Source organism: Pseudomonas sp. 1152_12 (assembly GCF_052850675.1).
In genome coordinates, this window is record NZ_VXCW01000008.1 from 71,318 (window position 1) to 94,043 (window position 22,726).

General features: G+C 59.0%; 22 protein-coding genes and 1 pseudogene. 9 read left to right on the plus strand and 14 right to left on the minus strand.

Annotated features, from left to right (window positions below):
- Positions 1–54: 54 nt before the first annotated feature.
- The 4 genes and pseudogenes from ispA to FW764_RS16515 form a co-directional block, all read right to left on the minus strand.
- Positions 55–942, minus strand: coding sequence for a (2E,6E)-farnesyl diphosphate synthase (gene ispA / locus FW764_RS16500; RefSeq protein WP_446434792.1), 888 nt, complete (start codon positions 940–942; stop codon positions 55–57).
- On the minus strand, positions 939–1,181 hold the full coding sequence (locus FW764_RS16505; protein WP_446434793.1) for an exodeoxyribonuclease VII small subunit: 243 nt from the start codon (positions 1,179–1,181) through the stop codon (positions 939–941). The genes ispA and FW764_RS16505 overlap by 4 nt, the downstream gene beginning before the upstream one ends.
- Before the next feature lie 100 nt (positions 1,182–1,281).
- Positions 1,282–1,443, minus strand: a pseudogene (locus tag FW764_RS16510) (DUF4172 domain-containing protein); the annotation flags it as partial.
- Between the two features lie 51 nt (positions 1,444–1,494).
- Entirely contained in the window at positions 1,495–4,662 is a 3,168-nt protein-coding gene (locus FW764_RS16515; RefSeq protein ID WP_446434794.1) for a hypothetical protein, read from the minus strand.
- 495 nt (positions 4,663–5,157) lie between these two features.
- On the opposite strand from FW764_RS16515, the gene FW764_RS16520 reads away from it, so the two are divergent.
- The 8 genes from FW764_RS16520 to FW764_RS16555 all read left to right on the plus strand — a co-directional run bounded on the left by FW764_RS16520 (position 5,158) and on the right by FW764_RS16555 (position 11,470).
- On the plus strand, positions 5,158–5,847 hold the full coding sequence (locus tag FW764_RS16520) for a YjfI family protein (RefSeq protein WP_446434795.1): 690 nt from the start codon (positions 5,158–5,160) through the stop codon (positions 5,845–5,847).
- A gap of 17 nt (positions 5,848–5,864) precedes the next feature.
- Positions 5,865–6,563 (plus strand): PspA/IM30 family protein, encoded by a 699-nt coding sequence (locus tag FW764_RS16525; protein ID WP_446434796.1) that lies wholly within the window; start codon positions 5,865–5,867, stop codon positions 6,561–6,563.
- Between the two features lie 250 nt (positions 6,564–6,813).
- Positions 6,814–7,374: a rhomboid family intramembrane serine protease gene (locus tag FW764_RS16530; protein WP_446434797.1), complete on the plus strand. Its 561-nt coding sequence runs from the start codon at positions 6,814–6,816 to the stop codon at positions 7,372–7,374.
- Between the two features lie 54 nt (positions 7,375–7,428).
- Positions 7,429–8,463 carry an ion channel gene (locus tag FW764_RS16535; RefSeq protein ID WP_446434798.1) on the plus strand — a complete coding sequence of 345 codons (1,035 nt, stop codon included), beginning with the start codon at positions 7,429–7,431 and terminating at the stop codon, positions 8,461–8,463.
- Positions 8,450–9,124 carry a DUF2491 family protein gene (locus FW764_RS16540; protein WP_446434799.1) on the plus strand — a complete coding sequence of 225 codons (675 nt, stop codon included), beginning with the start codon at positions 8,450–8,452 and terminating at the stop codon, positions 9,122–9,124. The genes FW764_RS16535 and FW764_RS16540 overlap by 14 nt, the downstream gene beginning before the upstream one ends.
- A 15-nt stretch (positions 9,125–9,139) precedes the next feature.
- Positions 9,140–9,568: a DUF350 domain-containing protein gene (locus tag FW764_RS16545; protein ID WP_446434800.1), complete on the plus strand. Its 429-nt coding sequence runs from the start codon at positions 9,140–9,142 to the stop codon at positions 9,566–9,568.
- An 18-nt stretch (positions 9,569–9,586) separates the two neighbouring features.
- Positions 9,587–10,300: a DUF1190 domain-containing protein gene (locus FW764_RS16550; RefSeq protein WP_446434801.1), complete on the plus strand. Its 714-nt coding sequence runs from the start codon at positions 9,587–9,589 to the stop codon at positions 10,298–10,300.
- 12 nt (positions 10,301–10,312) lie between these two features.
- Complete coding sequence (locus FW764_RS16555; protein ID WP_446434802.1) at positions 10,313–11,470, plus strand: glutathionylspermidine synthase family protein; 1,158 nt, start codon at positions 10,313–10,315, stop codon at positions 11,468–11,470.
- 184 nt (positions 11,471–11,654) lie between these two features.
- Here the strand turns inward: FW764_RS16555 and ycaC are convergent, their stop codons facing one another.
- Positions 11,655–12,287, minus strand: a complete 633-nt coding sequence (ycaC, locus tag FW764_RS16560) for an isochorismate family cysteine hydrolase YcaC (protein ID WP_446434803.1) — start codon at positions 12,285–12,287, stop codon at positions 11,655–11,657.
- A gap of 452 nt (positions 12,288–12,739) precedes the next feature.
- Here ycaC and FW764_RS16565 point away from each other — a divergent pair, with 452 nt between their 5' ends.
- Positions 12,740–12,976 (plus strand): DUF6124 family protein, encoded by a 237-nt coding sequence (locus FW764_RS16565; protein ID WP_446434804.1) that lies wholly within the window; start codon positions 12,740–12,742, stop codon positions 12,974–12,976.
- Between the two features lie 271 nt (positions 12,977–13,247).
- Here the strand turns inward: FW764_RS16565 and FW764_RS16570 are convergent, their stop codons facing one another.
- From FW764_RS16570 to exaC, 9 genes are all read right to left on the minus strand, one after another.
- Complete coding sequence (locus tag FW764_RS16570) at positions 13,248–14,018, minus strand: LexA family transcriptional regulator (RefSeq protein ID WP_446434805.1); 771 nt, start codon at positions 14,016–14,018, stop codon at positions 13,248–13,250.
- Between the two features lie 214 nt (positions 14,019–14,232).
- The gene (ppa, locus tag FW764_RS16575; protein WP_003176323.1) at positions 14,233–14,760 is read right to left on the minus strand and encodes an inorganic diphosphatase; all 528 of its coding nucleotides are present in this window, start codon (positions 14,758–14,760) and stop codon (positions 14,233–14,235) included.
- Positions 14,761–14,853: 93 nt separating this feature from the next.
- Positions 14,854–15,684: a M90 family metallopeptidase gene (locus tag FW764_RS16580; RefSeq protein ID WP_446434806.1), complete on the minus strand. Its 831-nt coding sequence runs from the start codon at positions 15,682–15,684 to the stop codon at positions 14,854–14,856.
- A 6-nt stretch (positions 15,685–15,690) separates the two neighbouring features.
- Positions 15,691–16,347: a DedA family protein gene (locus tag FW764_RS16585; protein WP_446434807.1), complete on the minus strand. Its 657-nt coding sequence runs from the start codon at positions 16,345–16,347 to the stop codon at positions 15,691–15,693.
- 352 nt (positions 16,348–16,699) lie between these two features.
- A complete protein-coding gene (locus FW764_RS16590) occupies positions 16,700–17,158 on the minus strand; it encodes a GNAT family N-acetyltransferase (RefSeq protein WP_094953341.1) in 459 nt (152 codons plus the stop codon).
- A 97-nt stretch (positions 17,159–17,255) separates the two neighbouring features.
- Positions 17,256–18,086, minus strand: coding sequence for an ethanolamine ammonia-lyase subunit EutC (gene eutC, locus FW764_RS16595; protein WP_094953342.1), 831 nt, complete (start codon positions 18,084–18,086; stop codon positions 17,256–17,258).
- A complete protein-coding gene (locus FW764_RS16600) occupies positions 18,083–19,477 on the minus strand; it encodes an ethanolamine ammonia-lyase subunit EutB (protein WP_446434808.1) in 1,395 nt (464 codons plus the stop codon). Before FW764_RS16600 ends, eutC begins: the two co-directional genes overlap by 4 nt.
- 63 nt (positions 19,478–19,540) lie before the next feature.
- Entirely contained in the window at positions 19,541–20,974 is a 1,434-nt protein-coding gene (eat, locus tag FW764_RS16605) for an ethanolamine permease (protein WP_446434809.1), read from the minus strand.
- 126 nt (positions 20,975–21,100) lie between these two features.
- The gene (gene exaC, locus FW764_RS16610) at positions 21,101–22,621 is read right to left on the minus strand and encodes an acetaldehyde dehydrogenase ExaC (RefSeq protein ID WP_446434810.1); all 1,521 of its coding nucleotides are present in this window, start codon (positions 22,619–22,621) and stop codon (positions 21,101–21,103) included.
- Positions 22,622–22,726: the final 105 nt, after the last annotated feature.

Genomic DNA, 22,726 nt, shown 5'->3' on the forward strand with positions numbered 1-22,726 from the left:
TGCCCACGCAGAGCGCCGAACTTGGCCGATATGCGGCTGCAATGGCCGCCGTTATCAGTGGCGGCGTTCGACGATATACCGCGCCAGGTCACGCAATGGCTCAGCCGCCGCGTCGAAAGGTCGCAGGGCGTCCAGGGCTTGGTCGCGCAGTTCCAGGGCATACGCCTTGGCGGCTTTGAGGCCGAGCAGGGCCGGATACGTCGGTTTATCGCGTGCGGCATCCGCACCTTGGCGTTTACCCAGGGTCGCGGTATCACTTTCAACGTCGAGAATGTCGTCCTGCACCTGGAACGCCAGGCCGATGGCCCGCGAATAGGTCTGCAGTGCGGTCAATTGCTCAGCTTCGGCACGGCCACTGGCCAGGGCGCCTAAGTGCACGGCGGCTTCGATCAGCGCGCCGGTCTTATGGCGATGCATGTGTTCGAGGGCTTGCTGGTCCAGCTTGAGGCTGACCGAACCCATGTCGATCGCTTGCCCGCCGACCATGCCGGCCGGGCCTGCGGCCAGAGCGAGGGCGGTCACCATACGCAGGCTGATCTCAGCGTTCACGCTGTTCAGGCGCGGGTCCAGCAAGGCGCTGAATGCCAGGCTCTGCAGGCCATCACCGGCCAGGATCGCATAGGCCTCATCAAAGGCTTTGTGGGTGGTTGGCTGGCCGCGACGTAAATCGTCGTCGTCCATTGCCGGCAAATCGTCATGCACCAGGGAGTAGGCGTGAATCAGCTCAACCGCACACGCCGCGCCATTGGCTTGCTCGGCACGCACGCCCAAGGCTTCACAGGCCGCATATGCCAGCAACGGGCGCACGCGCTTGCCGCCATTCATCACGCTGTAGCGCATGGCTTCATAGAGGCGATTCATTTGCGGGCTTGGCGCAACAAACAAGGGCTCGAGCGCCGCATTCACCCGGGCTTGGCTACTGGCCTGATACGCGTCGATCATTCGGGCTGTTCCGCATCGAAAGATTCTTCGGCCAACTCCCCGTCACGTTCCAGCAATACCTGGACCTTCTGCTCTGCCTGCGCCAATGCGCTCTGGCAGTCGCGCGTCAGGCCGATGCCTTGCTCAAACGCTGTCAACGAGTCCTCCAGCGACAACTCGCCGTTCTCCAGACGCTCGACCAGGGTTTGCAGGTCGGCGAGGGATTGTTCGAAATCGAGTGCAACTTTTTTGCGGGCCATGGCGGCTATTCCGGTAGACGGTAAACCGGCGCGACACTAGCAGACATGGGGATTGTGGGCAAATGAGTGGGTGGCTTCAGTCGCTTCAGTCATTGATTTGCTAGCGCGTACTACGGCCTCCGCCAGGCAAACGGACCAGACAGTTTTTTTCCAACAGGTCAGTAAGATGCCGGGTTGTGGTGGCCTTGGACGCCTTCGCTACTGCCTGGTACTGCGCGGCGTTGGTGCCGTGTTCGAAGCTTTTTTCATCGCCGTCGAACAGGCCAGCTCCCACAGGGGGATTTGCGCTTGCAGGATAAACGTCTACCTGAAATCAAGCCGTGTGCTTGCTCCCTGTCTCCATGTCCGTGCTGCCCCAAGGCCGCCAGTCGTCGGTGTGCCGCTCACTGCCATGCGGCCCACTGGAACTGGTCCCGCCGGCCAGGAATTTCTCCCACAGGTTCTTGCTGTCCGGGTCGCTGTCTTTGTGCAGGTACGGCGCCAATCGCGCCAAGGAGCTGCCTTTTTTGTCTTTGGTTTCCTTGAAGTGTTTCCACTCGTCCGACTGATACTCGAACATCGATTTGTCGTCCGGCGTGTCGCGGCCGCCGTACATGTAGGTTGCATAACGCGCGTATTCGAGCTTGTCGCCCCAGTCCTCCTTGGTCACGCCAGCGTCGGCCAGGTCCTTGAAGAACTTGCCTTGTGAGTCGGTCAGCTTTTGCATTTTTGCGTGTTCGACCGCCTCGGCAATCAGGGTGCCTGCGACCCCGAAGATCACACCTGCCACGGCGAAAATCGGACCTGCAACACGCGCGCCGATGGCGAGCCCACGTATAACCGTCGCGGCAACATCACCGGCCAGTTTGCCTGCCAGATGAGCACCTTTGGGGGCGAACATCGCGATGGTATTGGCGATCGCCATACCGGTACCGGACGCACCACCGCCCAGCGTGAAGGCAGCGTCAGTTTTTTCCAATGCGGTCTTGGCATTTTTCAGTTTGCGCGCGCCGGAAACGATGTCCATCACGCCGCCGGTCAAGTCCAGGCCAGCACCGCCCATAAAGCGCAGGAACGAGCGCCCGGAGGCGATCGCAATTTCGGATTTTGACGCCGGAGTACCTTTGCCGGGAATGTCCTTGACGCCCATGTGTTCGCCAAGGGATTTGGCGGCGTTGTTGTACTCCTTTACCTCGTCGGCCGACAGGTTGCCCACGTCGAGTTTCTTGAGGGTTTCGGATGACTCTTTGACGCGGGTGCTGATGGCGGCGGCCAGTGCGTCAGATTTTTTAGTGGCTTTTTTACCCCAGATATCCGGGAGATTCTCATCAAGCAGGCCCAGCCAATCAGTGGCTTTGCTTTTTGCCGGGCCTTTATTCTCTTTGTTCACGTCAGGGTCATCGGGCTCAGTGCCACCCAGGGTTTTCGCAATATTCGAACCGAACTTGAGGAAGTCGTTCGTAAAGCTCAAACCGGCGACCAGGTCTTTCGCGGCGGCGATTTTCTGGTCGTCGGTCATGTTGCCGCCGCCATTGGCGATCTGCAGGGCGCCGCTGACCAGGTTCATGGTGCCCGCCATGGCACTCAGCCCGCCAGTGGAGCTGGCGGTGTGCAGCACCTTCTTCAAGGAGCCTGCGGACGCCTCGCGCTTATCGCCCAGGCCCTTCAACTGAGTGTCGACCACCTTGTCGATGGCTTTCGGGTCGCCGCTGGCGGCGGCGAGACGAATGGCGGCTGCGATCTGTTTGTTTTCGGCCGGAGTCAGCCCTTTGATATGGCCGTCGAGGATGTCGATCTCATCCTTCATCTTCTTGTACATGTCGTAGGTTTTGTCGCCCTTGTCCAAGCCACCGAGGACGGCGTTGATACCGCCCTTGATCATCGTGAACGAGGCCTTCAGGCCGCTTTCGGCATTTTCCGGCGAGACCTTGTCGGGGTTTTCCATATAGGTGTCGAGTTGGTGCGTCATCATGTTCTGGTCGAACGTCTGACGGCGCGCGGTGTAGCTGTCCGGTTCGAGAATGCGCAGCGACTCGAAATAGCGGTCTACATCCAACTCGGCTATTTCAGCTTTTTTCGGATCGCCCGAGTCATTCATCGCGATTACATACTCTTCGAAGTTCAAGTTGGCATCACGGGTGCCCTCTTTGAAGAGTGCGGGGAAGACTTGTTCGCGCACGTCGTTGAGTCGATCTTCCGACAAACTACCGACACTTTTCTTTAGTTCTGCATCGTAACGGTCCTTAATGCCTTCTTTGCCCATCAATGTGGAAATTTCTTTGGCGAGTTTGTCCTCGTCGACCATTTCCTTGACGTCTTTGCCGTTCAACTTGGTCGGGCTCTTATCCGTCTCACGGTAAGTGCCGCTGCCCAGGTTGATGCTCTCGGCGTAGCCGTACAAGTCGTAGCCGCTATCCAGTGCGGCCTGGGCGTCCATCAGCTTGACGATCTTGGCTTCATCCGAGTCTTCGGTCAGCTTGCCGCTCTTGATGTCATCGCGAATACCCTGCACAAAGTTCTCGGCCGTCTGGCCGCCCACGGTCTTGTCGTTGGGCAACTCCATGTCCATCAGCCCTTCGGCACCGAAGGTGGGGATGTTGTACTTGTCGCGCAGGGCCTGTACGTCTTCGGGCTCATCGGGCGGCGCGGCCTTGTCGGTGTGGGTCGCGTCTTTGACGTGCATCAGGTCGCCTTTGAGGCTTGAGTAGCCGTACTTGCCGAAATCCTGCAAGCGGCCAGCCTCGGTGCCGTGGCGGGCTTCTTTGTCTTTGGTGAAGCCATCGATGCTGTCGTTGTCTTTGTTGCGGGCGTCGTAACCGGTCAGCAGTTTGCCGTTTTCGTCAATGCTGACCACGTGCTCCAGCACCTGGGTGGCGCGGTACGCGGCGTCGGCGTCATTCTCGAAATCACCCACTTGCTTCTTGAGGTTGTCCTTCACACCGCTCTGGTTGCCGAGGTTTTTCAACAGCGGTGTGGCGTCGATAATCTCTTTGGCCGAGCGCGTGTCACCGTCGGGGCGCTTCTGCCTGTCGCCCAAGTCGGACTTGACCACCTCGCCGCGCAGGCTCGAATAGCCATACTTGCCAAAGTCCTGCAGCCGGCCCGCCTCGGTACCATGACGAGCTTCGCCGTCTTTGGTAAACCCGTCGATGCTGTTGTTGCCGACATTTTCACCATCGGTAAGCTTGCCGCTCTCATCGACGTACTCCACATGCTCCAGCACTTTGGAGGCGCGGTAGGCGGCATCCGCGTCTTTCTCAAAATCACCGACCTGCTTCTTAAGGTTGTCCTTCACTCCGCTTTGATTGCCGAGTTGCGCGAGCAGCGGCGTGTCATCAATGATTTGCTGGGCTGAGCGGTTGTCACCTTCCGGCCGCTTCTGGCCTTTGCCCAGCTCATCCTTCGGTGCAGACGCTTTTTTGACCGATTTTTCCCAGGCAGCGACGGAGCTTTTATTATTGACCGCGGCGTCTTTTGGGGTCGTTTCTACCTTCGCTACCATGGTGCTTCTCCTGATGTGATTGTTGCACCGAGCCCTTTTTAAACGCGCAGGGCCGCACAACTTCCTGGTTAACTACCCGAGGCTGTTTATTGAATAGCAAGAGGGCGGCCTTAGTGGCTCGGCCGCTGTACATGAATGCTATGAACTGCAATGTCACGGAACTTAGCACGGGCCTTTGCCCAATTTGCAAAGCCTTCACAACAATTCACAACGCCAAGGCTATTTCGGAACATTTATGCAGTAAGACAGGCACACGCAAAAAAGTCCGCCGTTCAAGGCGGGGTTATCGTAGAGCGCGGCGCTCTGGGGGGGATGAACTGCCTGCGCCGAATAACCGTTGATCAGATTGAGAGGTTGGCAGGGCTACTCTTGAGCGAAGGGGGATTTCGGCGGTGTTGAGCACCGGGGGAAAATCTCACGCGTGAGCTATTGAGCCTTATGAGAATTACCTGTAGATTTTCTCACGCGTGAGTTTTTCACAACGAGGTCAGCACCATGAAAAGCAGCTCTCCATCGAACCCGCAAGCCGGGGTCGATACCGATTCCGCAAGCCGCAAGGGAGAGCGCTTGAAACCGCCTGCGAAAAAGCCATCGAGCTTTTACATGAAGCAGATGCGCGCGGGCCTGGCGGCCGCCGGGTATGTGAAACACGAGACTTGGGTGCTTCCCGAAAATCGAAGCCTGCTCAAGCAAATGGAGAAACAGCTTCGCCAACCGATTCTGGCTGGCTCATTCATGTCGGAGAATTTCATGAGCGCAGGTACTAACTGGAATATCGATCGCCTCTTCACGGCGCTTCAGGCCTTGGATGAAGTGGTTTCCAACGACATTACGCTTTCTCTCGTTCAAGGCTCCGAGTCCAGCATCAAGCTGGAAATGAACGACTTCGGGGGCCTGCCGATTTACATCGCGGTGGTGGGCGAGCAGATCATCGTGGACACCGTGCTGGTCGACGTCGAGTCCATCAGCGACGTAACGGCGTTCAATGACGCGGTGCTGCGCAGCCGGGAGATGTTCCCGTTGTCTTCGATCGGTATCGAGTCCATGCCTAACGGCCAAGTTGTTTACAACATGTTCGGCGCGCTGAGTTCCGACTCCAGCCTGACCAACATCGTGACCGAGGTGAAAACCCTCGTCGACAACGTGCAGCGCGCCAGCGAAGCCTTTGAACGTTTCTTCAACTAATTATTCGGGAGTATCCAATGACTCAGTCCATCTGGAGCAAATTGTTCACTGCGGTACGTGGCGGTGCCAGCGAAGTCGGTGAATCGATCGTCGACCAACAAGCCCTGCGCATCCTCGACCAGGAAATTCGCGACGCTGACAGCGCGCTGGCCAACGCCAAGCGTGAACTGGTCAGCATCATGGCCAAGCACAAACTGGCGGCTGATCGCGTCAGCGAGTACGACGCCAAGATCAAGGACCTGGAGTCCAAAGCGATGGCGGCTATCCAGGCCAATCGTGAAGACCTGGCGATGGAAGTTGCCGAAGCTATTTCAACCCTGACCAACGAACGTGATGTCGAGCAAAAGCAGACCACCGAGTTCGGCGGGTACGCTGAGAGCATGCGCAAAGACATCACCAAAGCCGAAAGCCGGATCAAAAGCCTGCGCCAGCAAGTGGACATGGCCAAGGCGCGCGAAAGCGTACAGAAGGCCCAAGTCAGCGCGTCCATCGCCAATGGCGGTGCCAACGGCAAGCTGGAAACCGCCGTCGGGACGCTGAACCGCTTGCAAGCCAAGCAGCAGCAACGCGCCGCTGAACTGCAAGCCCAGGATGAGCTGGCGGATGCATCCACGGGTACTGACCTGGAGCGCAAGTTGCGCGAAGCCGGTATCACGCCGGACACAGGCAGCGCCAATGCGATTCTGGAACGCCTGAAGCAAAAGTCGGCTGAGTAAACAACGCCGCAGCAGGAAGGGCAGGTCAGTTAAGTGGACGAAATGCTCAAAGCAGTGAAGATCAAATGTGGGAGCGGCGGTGCGACGATTCGACTTGCTCGCGAATGCGTCGGCCCGGCAAGCATTGATGTTGGCTGACCCACCGCTTTCGCGAGCCAGTCGAATCGTTGCGCCGCCGTTCCCACAGGGTCGTTGCGCTTAACTGACCGGCATTAAGGTCTGCCCTTCCTTTTTCTACGTCGAGGTCAGGATGGATACCCTGAAGGGTTTCAAAACAATCGCAGGCTTGGCGCTCTTTATGGTCGTCCTGCAACTGATCAATGTAGCCACCGGTTACAGCCTCATGGTATTCGGCCTGATCCCGAGAACGGTGCAGGGGCTGTTCGGCATCCTCGCCTCACCTTTTTTACACGCGTCCTTCGCGCACCTGAGCGCCAACCTGATTGCCTTTTTGGTACTGGGCACCCTGGTCATTGTCGAAGGGCTCAACCGGTTCATCGCCGTCAGCGCGATCATTATTCTGCTGGGCGGCTCGCTGGTCTGGCTGTTCGGTTTTACCGGCGTACACGTCGGTGCCAGCGGCTGGGTATTCGGGCTCTGGGCCTACCTGCTGTCTCGCGCCTGGTTCCACCGGAGCTGGAGCAACCTGATCACGGCCGCTGTCGTGGCGCTGCTGTATGGCGGGCTGATCCTTGGCTTCCTGCCGCGCCAGGGGATTTCCTTCGAAGGCCATCTGTTTGGTGCGCTCGCCGGGTTTATTGCGGCCAAAGTACTTCTCTCTACGCCGCGCAGCAGGTTTAATGCCGGGTGAATGCTGAGGCGATGACGTCATCAGGAATCAAGTACCCAGGGAATCAGGGACGATATGTCGATTTTTCTTTTGTTGCGTCTCTACGCGTCCTCCCTCTTTCACCGCTTCGGTTGGGCAGGGCTGGTCATTGCCTTGGGTGTACACCTGGGCACGGCGTATCTGGGTTTGGTGTTTCTGGGCGAACAACACCTCACCGCTCCCGCCACGTTTATTTACTTCTATCTCACCACCACGCTCACTGTCGGCTATGGCGACCTCGCACCGCAGACCTCGGCGGGGCGAATTTTTGTCGCCACTTGGGTCATGCTCGGGGGCATTGCGCTGCTGACGGCAGCCATCGGCAAAACCACCAGCAGTGTTATTGATGCATGGAGAAAAGGCATGAAGGGCAAAGGCAATTTCACCGGCAAGGTCGGCCACACCGTGCTCATCGGCTGGGAGGGCGCGTCCAGCGAGCGGGTCATTGAGTTGTTGCTTCAAGATGAAACCTCGAGCGACAACCTGATCGTCATCTGCGACTGCACGCTGGAAGAAAACCCGATGCCTGGAAAGGCGGCGTTCATCAGAGGCGAAAGCCTGTCCTCCACCGCATTACTACTGCGTGCAGGTGTTCCCGGTGCCGAGCGGGTGCTGGTGCGAACCCCGTCCGATGACCTGACACTGGCCACCGTGTTGGCGGTGAATCAGTTGAGCCCTGTGGGGCACGTGGTCGCCCACTTCAATGAAAGTGAAATTGCCGCACTCGCCAGCTCCTATGCGCCCAGCCTGGAATGCACCTCAAGCATGGCCATCGAAATGTTGGTGCGCGCCTCTCAGGACCCAGGCTCGTCCGTGGTCATCAATGAGCTGCTGTGCGTGGGGCAGGGTGCTACCCAATACCTGATGAAATTGCCCGAGGCCTTTGAGGCAACGTTCGGCGACCTGTACACGCACATGAAAGAGCAGCACAACGCCACCCTCATCGGCTATCGCGCCAAAGGAGCTCAACAACCGTCAATCAACCCGCCTGGCGCCACCCGCGTTGAAGGCGGCGAACTCTTCTACATCGCCTCTACCCGCCTCAAGGAAATCTCCAATGGGATGGTTTAAACAGTTGATGGGGCTTGAAGCCCCACACGCGAAATCTGAGTCGAAATGGACTGCCGGCGAAGCTCTGCCAGTCACCGGCCCATTGGGCCTGGCACCGGGCAAAGGCGTGATATTCGACACGAGCCTGAAATTGCTGCTCGATGAGAACTCCACGGTAGTGATCCCCGGCTCCCAGGAAATCTGGGCCAACGGCACCGTTGATCTCGGGCAATCGACCTGGCTGTCGCGCTATTACATGAACGACGAAGATTACTGGCTGCAGGTGCACACCACTGGCGAGATCGCCGGGCAGGTCGAATCGGTGATCCTGTTCAACTACCTGAGCGTCGTCACTATCAGCAGTGAAGCGGAACTGCGTCGGCTGGCCGGGCCACAGAGCCTGATCGGGCTGCCGACCTACACCCATAACGGCGTCGAATACGCCCGTGTATGGGGCAGCGAGCCTGGCCAGACAGAACTGGTGGCCATGAGCGAACAGGTGATAAACCCCGAGAACACCTACACCGTCGAGCACCGTTCGATGCTGTACGCCCGCGAGACAGGTCTGACCGATCGTCGAGAGTTTCTGCTGTTTTCCGTCGAAGAAGACGCTGAGGGCTCCATCAGCTTGAGCACCTCGCTGGGCATTTCGCTTTACACAACCGACTTGAATGCGCTCTAAAAAAGGAAGAAGTCCATGCTAGAAGCTCTCTCCATCTCCCTGAACAAAGCTGCGGTGCTTGGGTTTGTCACTTACATCCTCGGCGCAGCGGTCATCTTCGCGCTGTTCCAGTTCATCTACACCCGCGTCACCCCGCACAAGGAGTTCGAACTGATCCGTGCGGGCAACGTGTCGGCGGCGATCGCCCTGGGCGGTGCCATCATCGGTTTCGCCATTCCGGCCAGCAACGTCATTGCCTATTCGATCAGCATCCTCGACTTCGTCGTCTGGGCTGTGATCGCAGCCCTCGTCCAACTGTTGGCCTTTTTGGTGACCAGCCTGGTGCTCAAAGGCGCGTCCGAGCGCATCAAAAACGGCGAACTTGCGGCCGGTATCTACGTGGCCGCCGTGGCCATCAGCGTCGGCATGTTGAATGCTGCGTGCATGACGCCCACCCAGAACTGATTGCGCACGGAGCTCCCGATGAAACGAAGCAAGTACGTCCAGCTGTCGCTGGCAGCGTCGGTCGCCATGGCGATCTCTGGCTGTGGGCCGACGGAAAAAACCTACGATTTGCAAAAGAAGTACAACTTCCAGTCTGTGCAGCAATGCGCCGATGAAAAGCTTCCGGTAGACGTGTGCTCGGATGCCTACATGACGGCCATGGCCGAGCATCGGCGCATTGCCCCGGTGTACGACAGCCAAGCTGATTGCGATGCCGACTTTGTCGCCGACTGGTGTCAACAGGACTCCAGCGGCAAGTTCATCCCAAGGCTGGGCGGTTTCGAACTGACCGCAGCCGGCCAAGTGACGCAATCGCAGGTCGATGCGGCCAATGCTCAAGCCGGCGGTTCCCAAGCGAACAGTGGCGGCTCGGGTTTCTCCACCAGCAGCCTGCTGACGGGCCTGCTGATCGGCAACATGCTCAGCAACAACCGCAACAGCTACCGCTCCGAGCCCGTGTACCGCTATCGCGATGATCGCGGCAACTACGGCAACTCGACGCTCAATCAGCGTGTCTCCAATGGGGCAACCTTCGGCCGCTCCAACCAGGCCCGGTACGGCAGCAGCAACTACACGAGCACGCTTCGTTCCTCCAGCAAGCCGGTGTCCGTGGCGTCCTCTACCTCCCGTGGCGGCTTCGGCAGCAAGGCCAGCGCACGCAGCGGCTGGGGCGGCGGCGGGTCGAGCAGTTAAGGAAACCGGGCGATGAAAAAGATCCACTGCGCAGAGCGTCATGACTGGAAACAGACCGCCGATAGCCTCGGCTTTCTGTTCCACACCATCGACGACGAACCTTACTGGGACGAGCGCGCGTATTACCAGTTCACGCTCCAGCAAATCGAGCGCGACCTTGAAGACCCGACCACCGAGATTCATGACATGTGCATGGACCTCGTGGCCCGCGTGGTGCAGAGCGAAGAACTGCTTGAGCGGCTGAGCATCCCCGCGCCGTTCTTCGACATGATTCGAACCTCATGGCTCGAAGGCCACCCGCACCTGTACGGGCGCATGGACTTCTCCTACAACGGCACCGGGCCCGCCAAGCTGCTCGAACTCAACTACGACACGCCGACCAGCCTCTACGAGGCCGCGGCGTTTCAATGGGGTTGGCTGGAACAGTGCATTGAACGCGGCCTGCTGCCCAAGCATGCCGACCAGTTCAACAGCATCGACACCAAACTGCACCAGGCCTTCGCCCAATTGCAGGTTAACCAGCCGTTCTACTTCGCCTCGATGAAAGACTCGGTCGAAGACAAAGGCACCACCGACTACCTGCGCCTCGTCGCGGAAAAGGTCGGCATCGAATCACGCCACATCGACATCGAAGACATCGGCCTGACCAGCGACGGCCGTTTCGTCGACCTCGAAGATCGCTGGATTCCCCACCTGTTCAAACTGCACGCCTGGGAATTCATCTTTCACGAGCCCTTCGGCGCCGCGATTGCCCAGTGCGATACCCAGTTCTTCGAGCCCGCCTGGAAAGCCATCCTCTCCAACAAAGGCATCCTGCCGCTGTTGTGGGAATTCAATAAAGGCCACCCCAACCTGCTCGCGTCCCACCTGGATACCGACCCCGGCAAAGCCGTGCCAAAGGGCTGGGTGCGCAAACCGTTCTTCTCCCGCGAAGGCGCCAACATCGAACTGCAAACCGCCGACGGCCTGATCGTAAAAGAAGACGGCCCCTACACCGACGCGCCGTTCATCCTCCAGGAATTCGCACCGCTACCGCGCTTTGGTGACAGCTACACACTGATCGGGTCCTGGGTGATCGGCGATCAAGCCGCAGGGATTGGCGTGCGAGAAGACAATAGCTTGATCACCAAAGACTCCAGCCGTTTTCTCCCGCACCTGATCCTCGACTGAGTGAGTTAAAGGCAAACACCAACGCAATGCTCAAAGCAGCAAAGATCAAATGTGGGAGCGGCGGTGCGACGATTCGACTTGCTCGCGAAGACGGTGTGTCAGTCACCTAATATATGACTGATTCACCGCCATCGCGGGCAAGCCCACTCCGACAGTTTTTTGCCAGCCACACAGCCCCTCAACCTCAGCCCTGACGCGCCGTCACCGCCGCATACCCATTCATCAAATTGCGGTAGTTAGGAATCCGCTGAGACAACAAATTCCCCAACCCTTCCATGTCATTGCGCCAGTCACCCTGCAACTCACACGCTACCGAAAACCAATTCATCAACTGCGCCCCCGCCTGCGTCATCCGGCTCCACGCCGCCTGCTGCACCGTGGTATTAAACGTGCCCGACGCATCCGTCACCACAAACACCTCAAACCCCTCCGCCAGCGCCGACAACGTCGGGAACGCCACACACACATCCGTCACCACACCCGCAATGATGATCTGCTTACGCCCAGTCGCCTTGACCGCCTTAACGAAATCTTCGTTATCCCACGCATTAATCTGACCAGGACGAGCGATATACGGCGCCTGCGGGAACATCTCCTTCAACTCCGGCACCAACGGGCCGTTAGGGCCTTGCTCGAAACTGGTGGTGAGGATCGTCGGCAAGTTGAAGAACTTGGCCAAATCCGCCAGGGCCAGCACGTTATTCTTGAACTCGTTGGGGGAGAAGTCCTGCACCAGCGAGATCAGGCCGGTTTGGTGGTCGACCAGCAGAACTACGGCGTCGTCTTTGTTCAAGCGGTTGTAGGTTGCAGTGCTCATGGTTGAAGTCCTTTTTTTTGGTTGGGTTGGTTGGGTGGTGTGTTCAACATGGGCACAGATTAATGGGTGGGAAGCGGGGGGATAAATCGGGTAGAAGGGGTAAGACTGTCAACTCAGAGATGACAATGGTTGGACGGCCAGCAGTACCCGTCCCTTTCATTTGAAGGACGTTTCCTAGAGAATCCCAGCGGCTTGCGCCAGCAAAATCCCGCGACTAGGCTGCGGACCGTCACTGCACATTCAGTGATCGGGTTTAGTCGCCCGGATTCGATTGGCGCATAAGCAATTCATGAGTCAGGCACCCCTTCGCCTGCATCTTATGGTGGCTGTGCGCAGGGCACCTCCGGGTGCGCCGGGTTCCCAATCGACCGGTCGACTAACCTGCGTACAGCTGCCGCCTTTCGTTTAGTCGCGGATCTTGGCAGCTCCAAATTATCGATTGGAGTTTTGCTATGGATAACGTTGTTTCGGATTTGCCAGCGTCGGCCGCGACTAAGCCATTTACTGTCAATGAAGAGCTGAGCTTTGAAGATGCCTGGGTGCGAGTGGCCGAGTTGCTGCAGTGTGCGGTGGCTACATCGCAAGCACTTGGTGAACCACTGGGTGCGCCGCATCGGGCGGTGATGCATTTAGTGGAGATGGCGAAGATGGTGGCAGATCGGGCTGTGGAGTGTTTGCAGCCGAGGTGACCCGCCTTTGCTTATCCAATTGTCCAACAGCCGTTTGGACAATTGGTTTGTATTTCTCACGGGCATTAAAAAGCCGGCTTGTGGCCGGCTTCTCGGGGACTGCCTCAGCTTGTTTTTGACAAACCTCACCAGCCTTCAAATCGCTCAGCCAACATCACGTCTGGCTGAATAGTAGGGGGCATCCGCGGGAACTCCTCCGCATCGCCAAGCAGGGTGGATAGCGCAAAGCCACCCCCTGCCAAATGTGCGGCGCATGATACCCACATTCACCTCACATGCCTACCTCCGGGTCCGATTTAGAGCCTTCCCAGCCCAACAAGTGTTCGTCCAATGGCACCGGTCGGCGGTTGTTTAGCGTGGACCACCAGAACACCCACCCGATAATCTCGAAGTTTTGCTCAAAGCGTTGTTCGTGGGTGAGGTATTCGTCGGGGTGTTCGCTGGCGTTGTGGCTGCGCATGCGCAGCCCACCGCCGGGGCGGTTGTAGAGGTATTTGATGCGCAGCATGCCGTCGTGTTCGACGGCGTAGATTTCGCCGTCGGTGATTTGCGTGCGGCCGCGGTCGATGGCGAGGGTGGCGCCCTGTTGGATGATGTCGATCATGCTGTTGTCGACCATGTAGGCGCCTACGGCGCGGTCGGGGTTTACGTTGAGGGTTTCGAGGGTGTGCAAGGAGACGCGGATGCGTTCGTTGGAGGTGAAGGTTGGGTGGAGGGCGATCTCCACGTCGATTTTTTCCGGGGGGCAGGCCGGGCCTGTGAGGTATTTGCCGCTTTCTTCGCGGGCGAGCAGTCCTTTGGTGGTGTCGGGGCCTTCGAGCAGGAAGTTGGCCGGGGGGTGTTTGAGGCCTTCGCCGGTGCGTAGCCAACGGCTGGAGACGCAGAGCAGTTCTGCGATCTCGTTGAGTCTGCCCATGGGCACGCCGCGTTTGAACCAGTTGTTCACGTGTTGAGGCGTGACGCCGCGGTTCTTGGCGAAGTCGGAAGCGGAAAGATGAACTTCCCGCAGTAGTGCTTTTAGTCGATCACCTGATGTATTCATAAACAACGAGTTTACTGGCGGGGAAAACACATCAAATAAACCATGCGTTGAATTTCGCGTGTAGGTATTTGCTTAGTTGTAGGGCGATATTTCAATGTTTTTGCTTTATTAAACGCATAGAGTTAAACATTGAACTTTCGGTTTATTTTTTCCCACAAAAAAAGCCCCGAGTAGTCGGGGCTTTTTTGATTGCCGGGGCAATGAGGAGCGGGTATCAGCCTTTGTAGGCAGCGACCGACTTCATGATCTCGGCACGGGCGGCGTCTGCGTTGCCCCAACCGTCGATCTTCACCCATTTGCCTTTTTCGAGGTCTTTGTAGTTCTCGAAGAAGTGCTTGATCTGTTCCAGCAGCAGTGGCGGCAGGTCAGTGTATTCCTTCACGTCCACGTACAGCTGGGACAGCTTGTCGTGTGGCACGGCGATAACTTTGGCATCGCCGCCGCCGTCGTCGGTCATGTTCAGGATGCCGACTGGGCGCGCGCGGATCACCGAGCCAGGGGTAACCGGGTAAGGGGTTACGACCAGCACGTCGAGGGGGTCACCGTCGTCAGCCAGGGTGTTGGGGATGAAACCGTAGTTGGCCGGGTAGAACATCGGGGTGGCCATGAAACGGTCAACGAACAGGCAGTCGCTGTCTTTGTCGATTTCGTATTTGATCGGCGCGTGGTTGGCCGGAATTTCGATGGCGACGTAGATGTCGTTCGGCAGGTCTTTGCCAGCCGGAATCTTGCTGTAGCTCATTGGGCGATGCCCCCGTAGTTGGCCATGGAACATGGCCGGATTGGCCTAAAAGTGGCGGCGATTATAGGCATATTCTGACGCCGATGCCATGCGTCAGACGTCGTACGGCGCGTGGCGTTCCGTCTGATAGCGTGCATCGCTGGCCTGCAGTTGGTGCAGGCGGGCCAGGGGGTCCTGGCGATAAAAGCGGCTCAGTTGCGCGTACACCTGCGGATAACGGTTGGTCAGTAAGTCTGGGGCGCTGAAAAAATATTCGCTGGTGACGGCAAAGAACTCTGCCGGGTTTTCGGCGGCGTAAGGGTCTATTTCGGTGTCTGCGTCCGGGTGGGCGTCCAGCTGGCGATTGAGGTCGTCAAACGCGCTTTGCATCACGCTGGCCCATTCCTGCACGCGCATGTCGTGGTGCAGCGGCGGCAGGCCGTTGGCGTCGCCGTTGAGCATGTCCAGCTTGTGGGCCAGCTCGTGGATCACCAAGTTGTAGCCTTCCCATTGGCCGCTGGCCAAGACGCCAGGCCAGGCGAGGATCACCGGGCCTTGTTGCCAGGCTTCGCCGCTGTGTTCGCCGTCCCACTCGTGCTCGACGCCGCTGGCATCGCGATGACGCTGGGGGCTGATGAAATCGTCGGGGTACAGCACGATTTCGTGAAAGCCTTGGTACCAGTCGAGGTCGCCGAGGTTCATCAACGGCAGTTGCGCCTGGGCGGCGAGCAGCAGGCGTTGTTCCTGGTGCAGGTCGACGCCGGGCAGGGCGGTGAGGTGTTTTTCGGCGAGGAACACCACGCAGGCTTCGCGCAGCCACTGGTCTTGCTCGGCGCTGATGCCGTCGAGGAAGGTCAGGTGGTGGCGCACCCGTTGCCAGGTCTCATCGGCAATCGGGTGCTTGGCCAGCAGGCGCCGGCGACGCCAGGCGCTGAGGGACCACATCGCAGGTTACTGCGGTTTGGCTTCGGAGGAGTTGCTGCCAAAACGGCTGCGGACTACGCCGATGATCATCGGCACCAGCGACAGCAGGATGATGAACACCACCAGCAGCGACAGGTTCTTCTTGATAAACGGCACGTTGCCGAAGAAGTAGCCCAAGGTCACCAGGCCGCCGACCCAGATCACGGTGCCGAACACGCTGAACCCAAAGAAACGAGGGTAAGGCATTTTGGCGATGCCAGCGACGAACGGTGCGAAGGTGCGCAGGATCGGCAGGAAGCGCGCCAGGGTCACGGTTTTGCCGCCGTGCTTGTCGTAGAAGTCGTGGGTTTTTTGCAGGTAGTCGCGGCGGAAGATTTTCGAATTCGGGTTGCTGAACAAGCGCTCTCCGGCTGTTCGTCCGATCACGTAGTTGGTGCTGTCGCCGAGGATTGCCGCCAGCATCAGCAGGCCGCCGAGTAAGACTGGGTCCATGCCGCCGCCTGCGGCCACGGCGCCGGCGATAAACAGCAACGAATCACCCGGCAGGAACGGCATGACCACCAGGCCGGTTTCGCAAAAAATCACTAGAAACAGAATGGCGTAGATCCACACTCCGTAGTTTCTTACCAGCATGTCGAGGTACACGTCGAGATGCAGAATAAGGTCGATCGGGTTGAAATCCATGGATGGCACCTGTGTGAATGGCCCGGCTCAGCAGGCCAGTGCGGGGGCTACGGGTAAGTAAGGCTACGAATGTATGCCGTATTTCTTACAATCCTGAAAGGTCGGCATTATACGTATTGGAAGGTGAAAAGCGTGTGGGTTTTGTAGCGGGGCGTTTCGTGATATTCGCTCATCAATTCACTGCAGATCTGAAGCAACCCTCAGAGGCCCCGCATTCCTTCAGGTGTAATTTGGCGTTTGCTTTTGGGGCTGCTGTGCAGCCCAACGCGAGGCCAGCCCGCTTGCCACAGGAAGCGGGCTGGCCCAGGGACGCTCATTTGCCACGCTGGGAAGCAGAAGGGATTCGGCGTTATCAGTCCTCACTGATCGGCAACACGTAGTTCTTGAACTCCGTATCTTCACGAAACCCAATCGACTCATAGGTCTTCTGTGCCACGTCGTTGTCACTGCTGGTCGACACTCGCAGCCGCACGGCGTGGGTCTCTTTGGCCATTTTCTTGGCCGTGCGCATCAGGTTGTCGGCCACCAGTTGTCGGCGGGCGTCTTCGGCCACGTAGATGTCATTGAGGATCCACACGCGTTTAAGCGACAGCGAGGAATAGCTCGGGTACAGCTGGCAAAACCCCAGCAGTCGTTTGTCGTCATCATCAGCCAGGGCCAGGTAGATCACCGACTCCTTACGGCGCAGGCGCTTTTCCAGAAAGGCCCGCGACGAGTCTGGGAACGGCAGCGCCCCGTAGAACTCGCGGTACTTGACGAACAATGGCGTCAACAGGTCCAGGTGTTCCAGGGTCGCTTGAGTAATCCGCATGCCAGGCCTCAACTTCCAAAGGGGTGATGACCACACACGCGGCCGTGACTGGATGCTGCCTAATGGCGCAAAAAAGCGCAATCATGCGGCTGATAGGTCATTCTGGTGGGCTGAGCAGGAAATTGCCTTTCATCAGGTCAGGATCATCCGATTCGATGGTCTGTACCTGCGCCTCGTCCTTGAGATTGACCCCCGACAGCTGCCGACGACACGCCTCTTTCATCAAGTAAAGCAGGCGATGCGCGGCCATGCCGTAGCTCAAACCCTCAAGGCGCACATTAGAGATGCAGTTGCGATACGCATCGGTGAGGCCGACTTTGGGGTTGTAAGTGAAATACAGCCCCAGGCTGTCCGGCGAGCTGAGCCCTGGCCGTTCGCCAATCAAAATCACCACCATCTTGGCGCCCAGCAACTGGCCGACTTCATCCGCCACCGCTACACGCCCCTGTTCCACCAGAATCACCGGCGACAAGGACCACCCTTCGGCGTGAGTCTGTTCCTCCATCCGTGTAAGAAACGGCAGCGTGTGTTTATGCACGGCCAGCGCCGACAGCCCATCGGCCACCACCACGGCCAGGTCCACGCCGCCAGGGTTGGCGGCGGCATAGTCGCGCAGGCTTTGCGCCGACTCGTCACTCAAGCGCCTCCCCAGGTCTGGGCGTTGCAAATACATATGCCGGTCCACGGCGGCGCTGTGCAGCAACAAGCTGTCACGGCCGCGCTCGGCCATTTGGCTGCTGAGCGCTGCGTGGTCGAAAGGCAGGTGCACGGCATCACGCGCCTGGGCGTGGGCGAATTGAAAGTCCAGCTGCGCGCTGGTGGGAATGCTGGTGCCGGTGCGGCCCAGTGCGATGCGCGCCGGGGTCAGGCGGCGCAGCTCTAGCCACGGGTTATCAGGCAATTCTACTTGCACAGGCGGCTCCTTCATCCCAATTGCTTCAAGGCGTGGCGAAACGCCGGTGGCAGGCTGCTGCCGAAGTGCACCTTGCCGTCGGCTTGCGTGAATATGCCCATTTTCGCCAGCCACTGTTCAAACTCCGGCGCCGGTTTTAAACCCAGTGTTTGGCGGGCGTATAACGCGTCGTGGAACGAGGTGGTCTGGTAGTTGAGCATGATGTCGTCGGAGCCGGGGATGCCCATGATGAAGTTGATCCCGGCCACGCCCAGCAGGGTCAGCAGGGTGTCCATGTCGTCTTGGTCGGCCTCGGCGTGGTTGGTGTAGCAGATGTCGCAGCCCATCGGCACGCCGAGCAGCTTGCCGCAGAAGTGGTCTTCAAGGCCCGCGCGGATGATCTGCTTGCCGTTGTACAGGTACTCAGGGCCGATAAACCCTACGACGGTGTTGACCAAAAACGGCTTGAAATGCCGCGCCACCGCGTAGGCGCGGGTTTCGCAGGTTTGCTGGTCAACGCCAAAGTGCGCGTTGGCCGACAAGGCGCTGCCCTGGCCAGTTTCGAAGTACATCAGGTTCTGGCCCAGGGTGCCGCGGTTCAGGCTCAAGCCCGCGTCATAACCTTCCTGCAGCACGCTGAGGCTGATGCCGAAACTGGCGTTGGCGGCCTCGGTGCCGGCAATCGACTGAAACACCAGGTCCAGCGGCACGCCACGGTTGATGGCCTCGATGGAGGTGGTGACGTGGGTCAGCACGCAGGCTTGGGTGGGGATTTCGTAGCGCTGGATGATCGCATCGAGCATCTCCAACATGGCGCAGATCGAGGCGATGCTGTCGGTGGCCGGGTTGATGCCGATCATGGCGTCGCCGTTGCCGTAGAGCAGGCCGTCGAGAATGCTCGCGGCAATGCCTGCTGGTTCGTCTGTAGGGTGGTTGGGTTGCAAGCGCGTCGACAAGCGCCCGCGCAGGCCCAGGGTGCCGCGAAACTGGGTGACCACGCGGATCTTCTGCGCGACCAAGACCAAGTCCTGCACGCGCATGATCTTGGAGACGGCGGCGGCCATTTCCGGTGTCAAACCGGGCGCCAAGGCGCGTAGGGAGTGTTCGTCGGCCGCTTCGCTGAGCAGCCAGTCGCGCAGGCCGCCGACGGTCAGGTGGCTGACCACGCTAAACGCCTGTTTATCGTGGGTGTCAATGATCAGCCGGGTGACTTCGTCGCTTTCGTAGGGGATCAGCACTTCTTCGAGGAAGTGTTTCAACGGGATATTCGCCAGCGCCATCTGCGCCGCCACCCGTTCGCCGTCGTTTTGTGCAGCGACGCCGGCGAGGAAGTCGCCAGAACGCGCCGGGCTGGCCTTGGCCATCACGTCCTTGAGGCTGTCGAAGCGGTAGGTTTGTGCACCCACCGCGTGGGAAAAGCTTGCCATACAGTGTCTCCTTGGCGACGCGGGCAGGCTGTGAGTAAGCGCCCGCGTCGAGGTTTACGGCAGTTAGTGCAAGGCGGCCTCTGCGGCCTGGATCGCCGCGAATTCTTCTTCCGGCGTACCTGCTACCAAGTGATGCCGGCTGTAGAAAGCAAAGTAAGCAATTAATACTCCATAGATGATCGCGGCGCCAATCACCACCCGTGGATCCACCAGAAAGCCCGCCACTACGGCCACGCAGGCCAGTATCAGCGCAACGCCGGAGGTGAAGATGCCGCCCGGCGTGCGGTATGGCCGGTCCATTTTGGGGCGGCGGATGCGCAAGGTGATGTGCGCGGCCATCATCAGCACGTAGGAGATGGTTGCGCCAAACACCGCCACCAGAATCAGCAAGTCGCCCTGACCGGTCAGCGACAGGCCAAACCCGATGATGCCGGGGATCACTAACGCCAACACTGGCGCCTTGCTTTTGTTGGTCTGCGACAGCTTGCGTGGCAGGTAACCGGCGCGAGACAAGGCGAAAATTTGCCGCGAATAGGCGTAGATAATCGAGAAAAAGCTCGCGATCAGTCCAGCCAGGCCAACCAGGTTGACGAAGCTGCCCATCCAGGTCGAACCGCCGTAGGACAATGCCAATGCTTCAACGAGAGGGTTGCCCGACTTGATCAGGGCGTAAGTACCCGCGCCGCCCGGTGCGATCACCAGAATCAGCAGGGCAAAACTGGTCAGCACCACAATGGCGCCGATCAGGCCGCGCGGCAGGTCACGTTTGGGGTTCTTGGTTTCTTCGGCGGCCAACGGCACGCCTTCGACGGCGAGGAAAAACCAGATGGCATAAGGAATCGCCGCCCACACGCCGACGTAGCCGAACGGCAGGAAGGTGCTGGCGCCTTTGGCCTCGGTCACTGGGACATCCAGCAAATTGGCGACGTTGAAGTGCGGCACCATCGACACCAGGAACACACCCAAGGCAATCGCCGCGACGGCGGTAATCACAAACATCAGTTTCAAGGCTTCGCCCACGCCGAAGATGTGGATGCCGATAAAGATGATGTAGAACGCCAGGTAAATCATCCACCCGCCAATGCCGAACAACGACTCGCAATACGCGCCGATAAACACCGCGATGGCGGCGGGGGCGATGGCGTATTCGATCAGGATCGCGGTGCCGGTGAGGAACCCGCCCCAAGGGCCAAAGGCGCTGCGGGCAAAGCCGTAGCCGCCACCGGCGGTGGGGATCATGGACGACAGTTCGGCCAGGGAAAAACACATGCACAAGTACATGGTGGCCATGAGCAGGGTGGCGAGGAACATGCCGCCCCAGCCACCTTGGGCCAGGCCGAAGTTCCAGCCGGCGTAGTCGCCGGAGATCACATAGGCAACGCCAAGGCCAACTAACAGCACCCAGCCGGCGGCGCCTTTTTTCAGTTCGCGTTGTTGGAAGTAGTCGGTGCCGACTTTTTCGAAGTCGACGGATGAGCCAGTGGGTTCGCTAGGCATGGGGAAGCACCTTCATTGTTATTGTTCTAATTCGGCATCTTTGTGCCGAATGCGAGTTACAAGTACGTACGAAGAGCCCGCTCCCACATTTTTAAGTGCATTTCAAATGTGGGAGCGGGGTGTCAGTTAGAAAAAGCCCAACGGATTAATGTCGTAGCTCACCAGCAAGTTCTTGGTTTGCTGGTAGTGGTCCAACATCATCTTGTGCGTCTCACGGCCCACGCCCGACTTCTTGTAACCGCCGAACGCGGCGTGCGCCGGGTACAGGTGGTAGCAGTTGGTCCATACGCGGCCCGCCTTGATCGCGCGGCCCATGCGGTACGCGCGGTTGATGTCACGGGTCCACACGCCGGCGCCGAGGCCGAACTCGGTGTCGTTGGCGATTGCCAGGGCTTCGGCTTCGTCCTTGAAGGTGGTGATGCTCACCACCGGGCCGAAGATTTCTTCCTGGAACACGCGCATTTCGTTGGTGCCCTTGAGCAGGGTCGGCTGGATGTAATAACCGCCGGCCATGTCGCCGGTGAGCTGCTCGACCTTGCCGCCGGTCAGCAGTTGCGCGCCTTCGCCCTTGGCGATTTCCAGGTAGGAGAGGATCTTGTCGAACTGTTGCTCGGAGGCCTGGGCGCCGACCATGGTGTCGGTGTCGAGCGGGTCGCCGCGTTTGATCTGCTCGACCTTTTTCATCACCACCTTCATGAAGTCGTCGTAGATCGACTCTTCCACCAGTGCGCGCGATGGGCAGGTGCACACCTCGCCTTGGTTGAAGAACGCCAGCACCAGGCCTTCGGCGGCTTTCTCGATAAACGATGGTTCGGCTTTCATGATGTCAGCGAAGAAGATATTCGGCGACTTGCCGCCCAGCTCAACCGTGGACGGAATAATGTTCTCGGCCGCCGCGTGCATGATGTGCGAGCCCACGGGGGTTGAACCGGTAAAGGCGATCTTGGCGATGCGCTTGCTGGTGGCCAGGGCTTCACCGGCTTCTCTGCCGAAACCGTGCACCACGTTCAGCACGCCCGGTGGCAGCAGGTCGCCGATCAGTTCCATCAGCACGTTGATGCCCAGCGGGGTTTGCTCGGCGGGCTTGAGTACCACGCAGTTACCGGCGGCGAGGGCTGGGGCGAGTTTCCAGGCGGCCATCAGCAGTGGGAAGTTCCACGGGATGATCTGGCCGACCACGCCCAGCGGCTCATGGAAGTGATACGACGCGGTGAGTTCGTTGATTTCGGCGCTGGTGCCTTCTTGGGCGCGGATGCAGCCGGCGAAGTAGCGGAAATGGTCGGCCGCCAGCGGGATGTCGGCGTTGAGGGTTTCACGCACGGCTTTGCCGTTGTCCCAGGTTTCGGTGATGGCCAGCAGTTCGAGGTTCTGTTCGATGCGGTCGGCTATTTTCAGCAGCACCAGCGAACGGTCCTGAGCCGAGGTTTTACCCCAGGCATCCGCGGCGGCGTGGGCGGCGTCGAGGGCTTTGTCGATGTCTTTGGCTGTGGAGCGCGGGAATTCGGCGATTGGCTTGCCGTTGACAGGCGAGGTGTTGGTGAAATAGTTGCCGTCCACCGGCGCGACGAATTCGCCGCCGATGAAGTTGCCGTACTTGGCCTTGAACGAAACGATTGCGCCTTCAGTACCGGGATGTGCGTAACGCATGATGGTTATCTCCTGCTTTTATGTTTATTGGAGTACAGCGGTATTGCGCTTGATAAAGCGTAGAGCAAAGGTCGGGCCACTGCTTTGCAGGCCAGGCAAATCAAG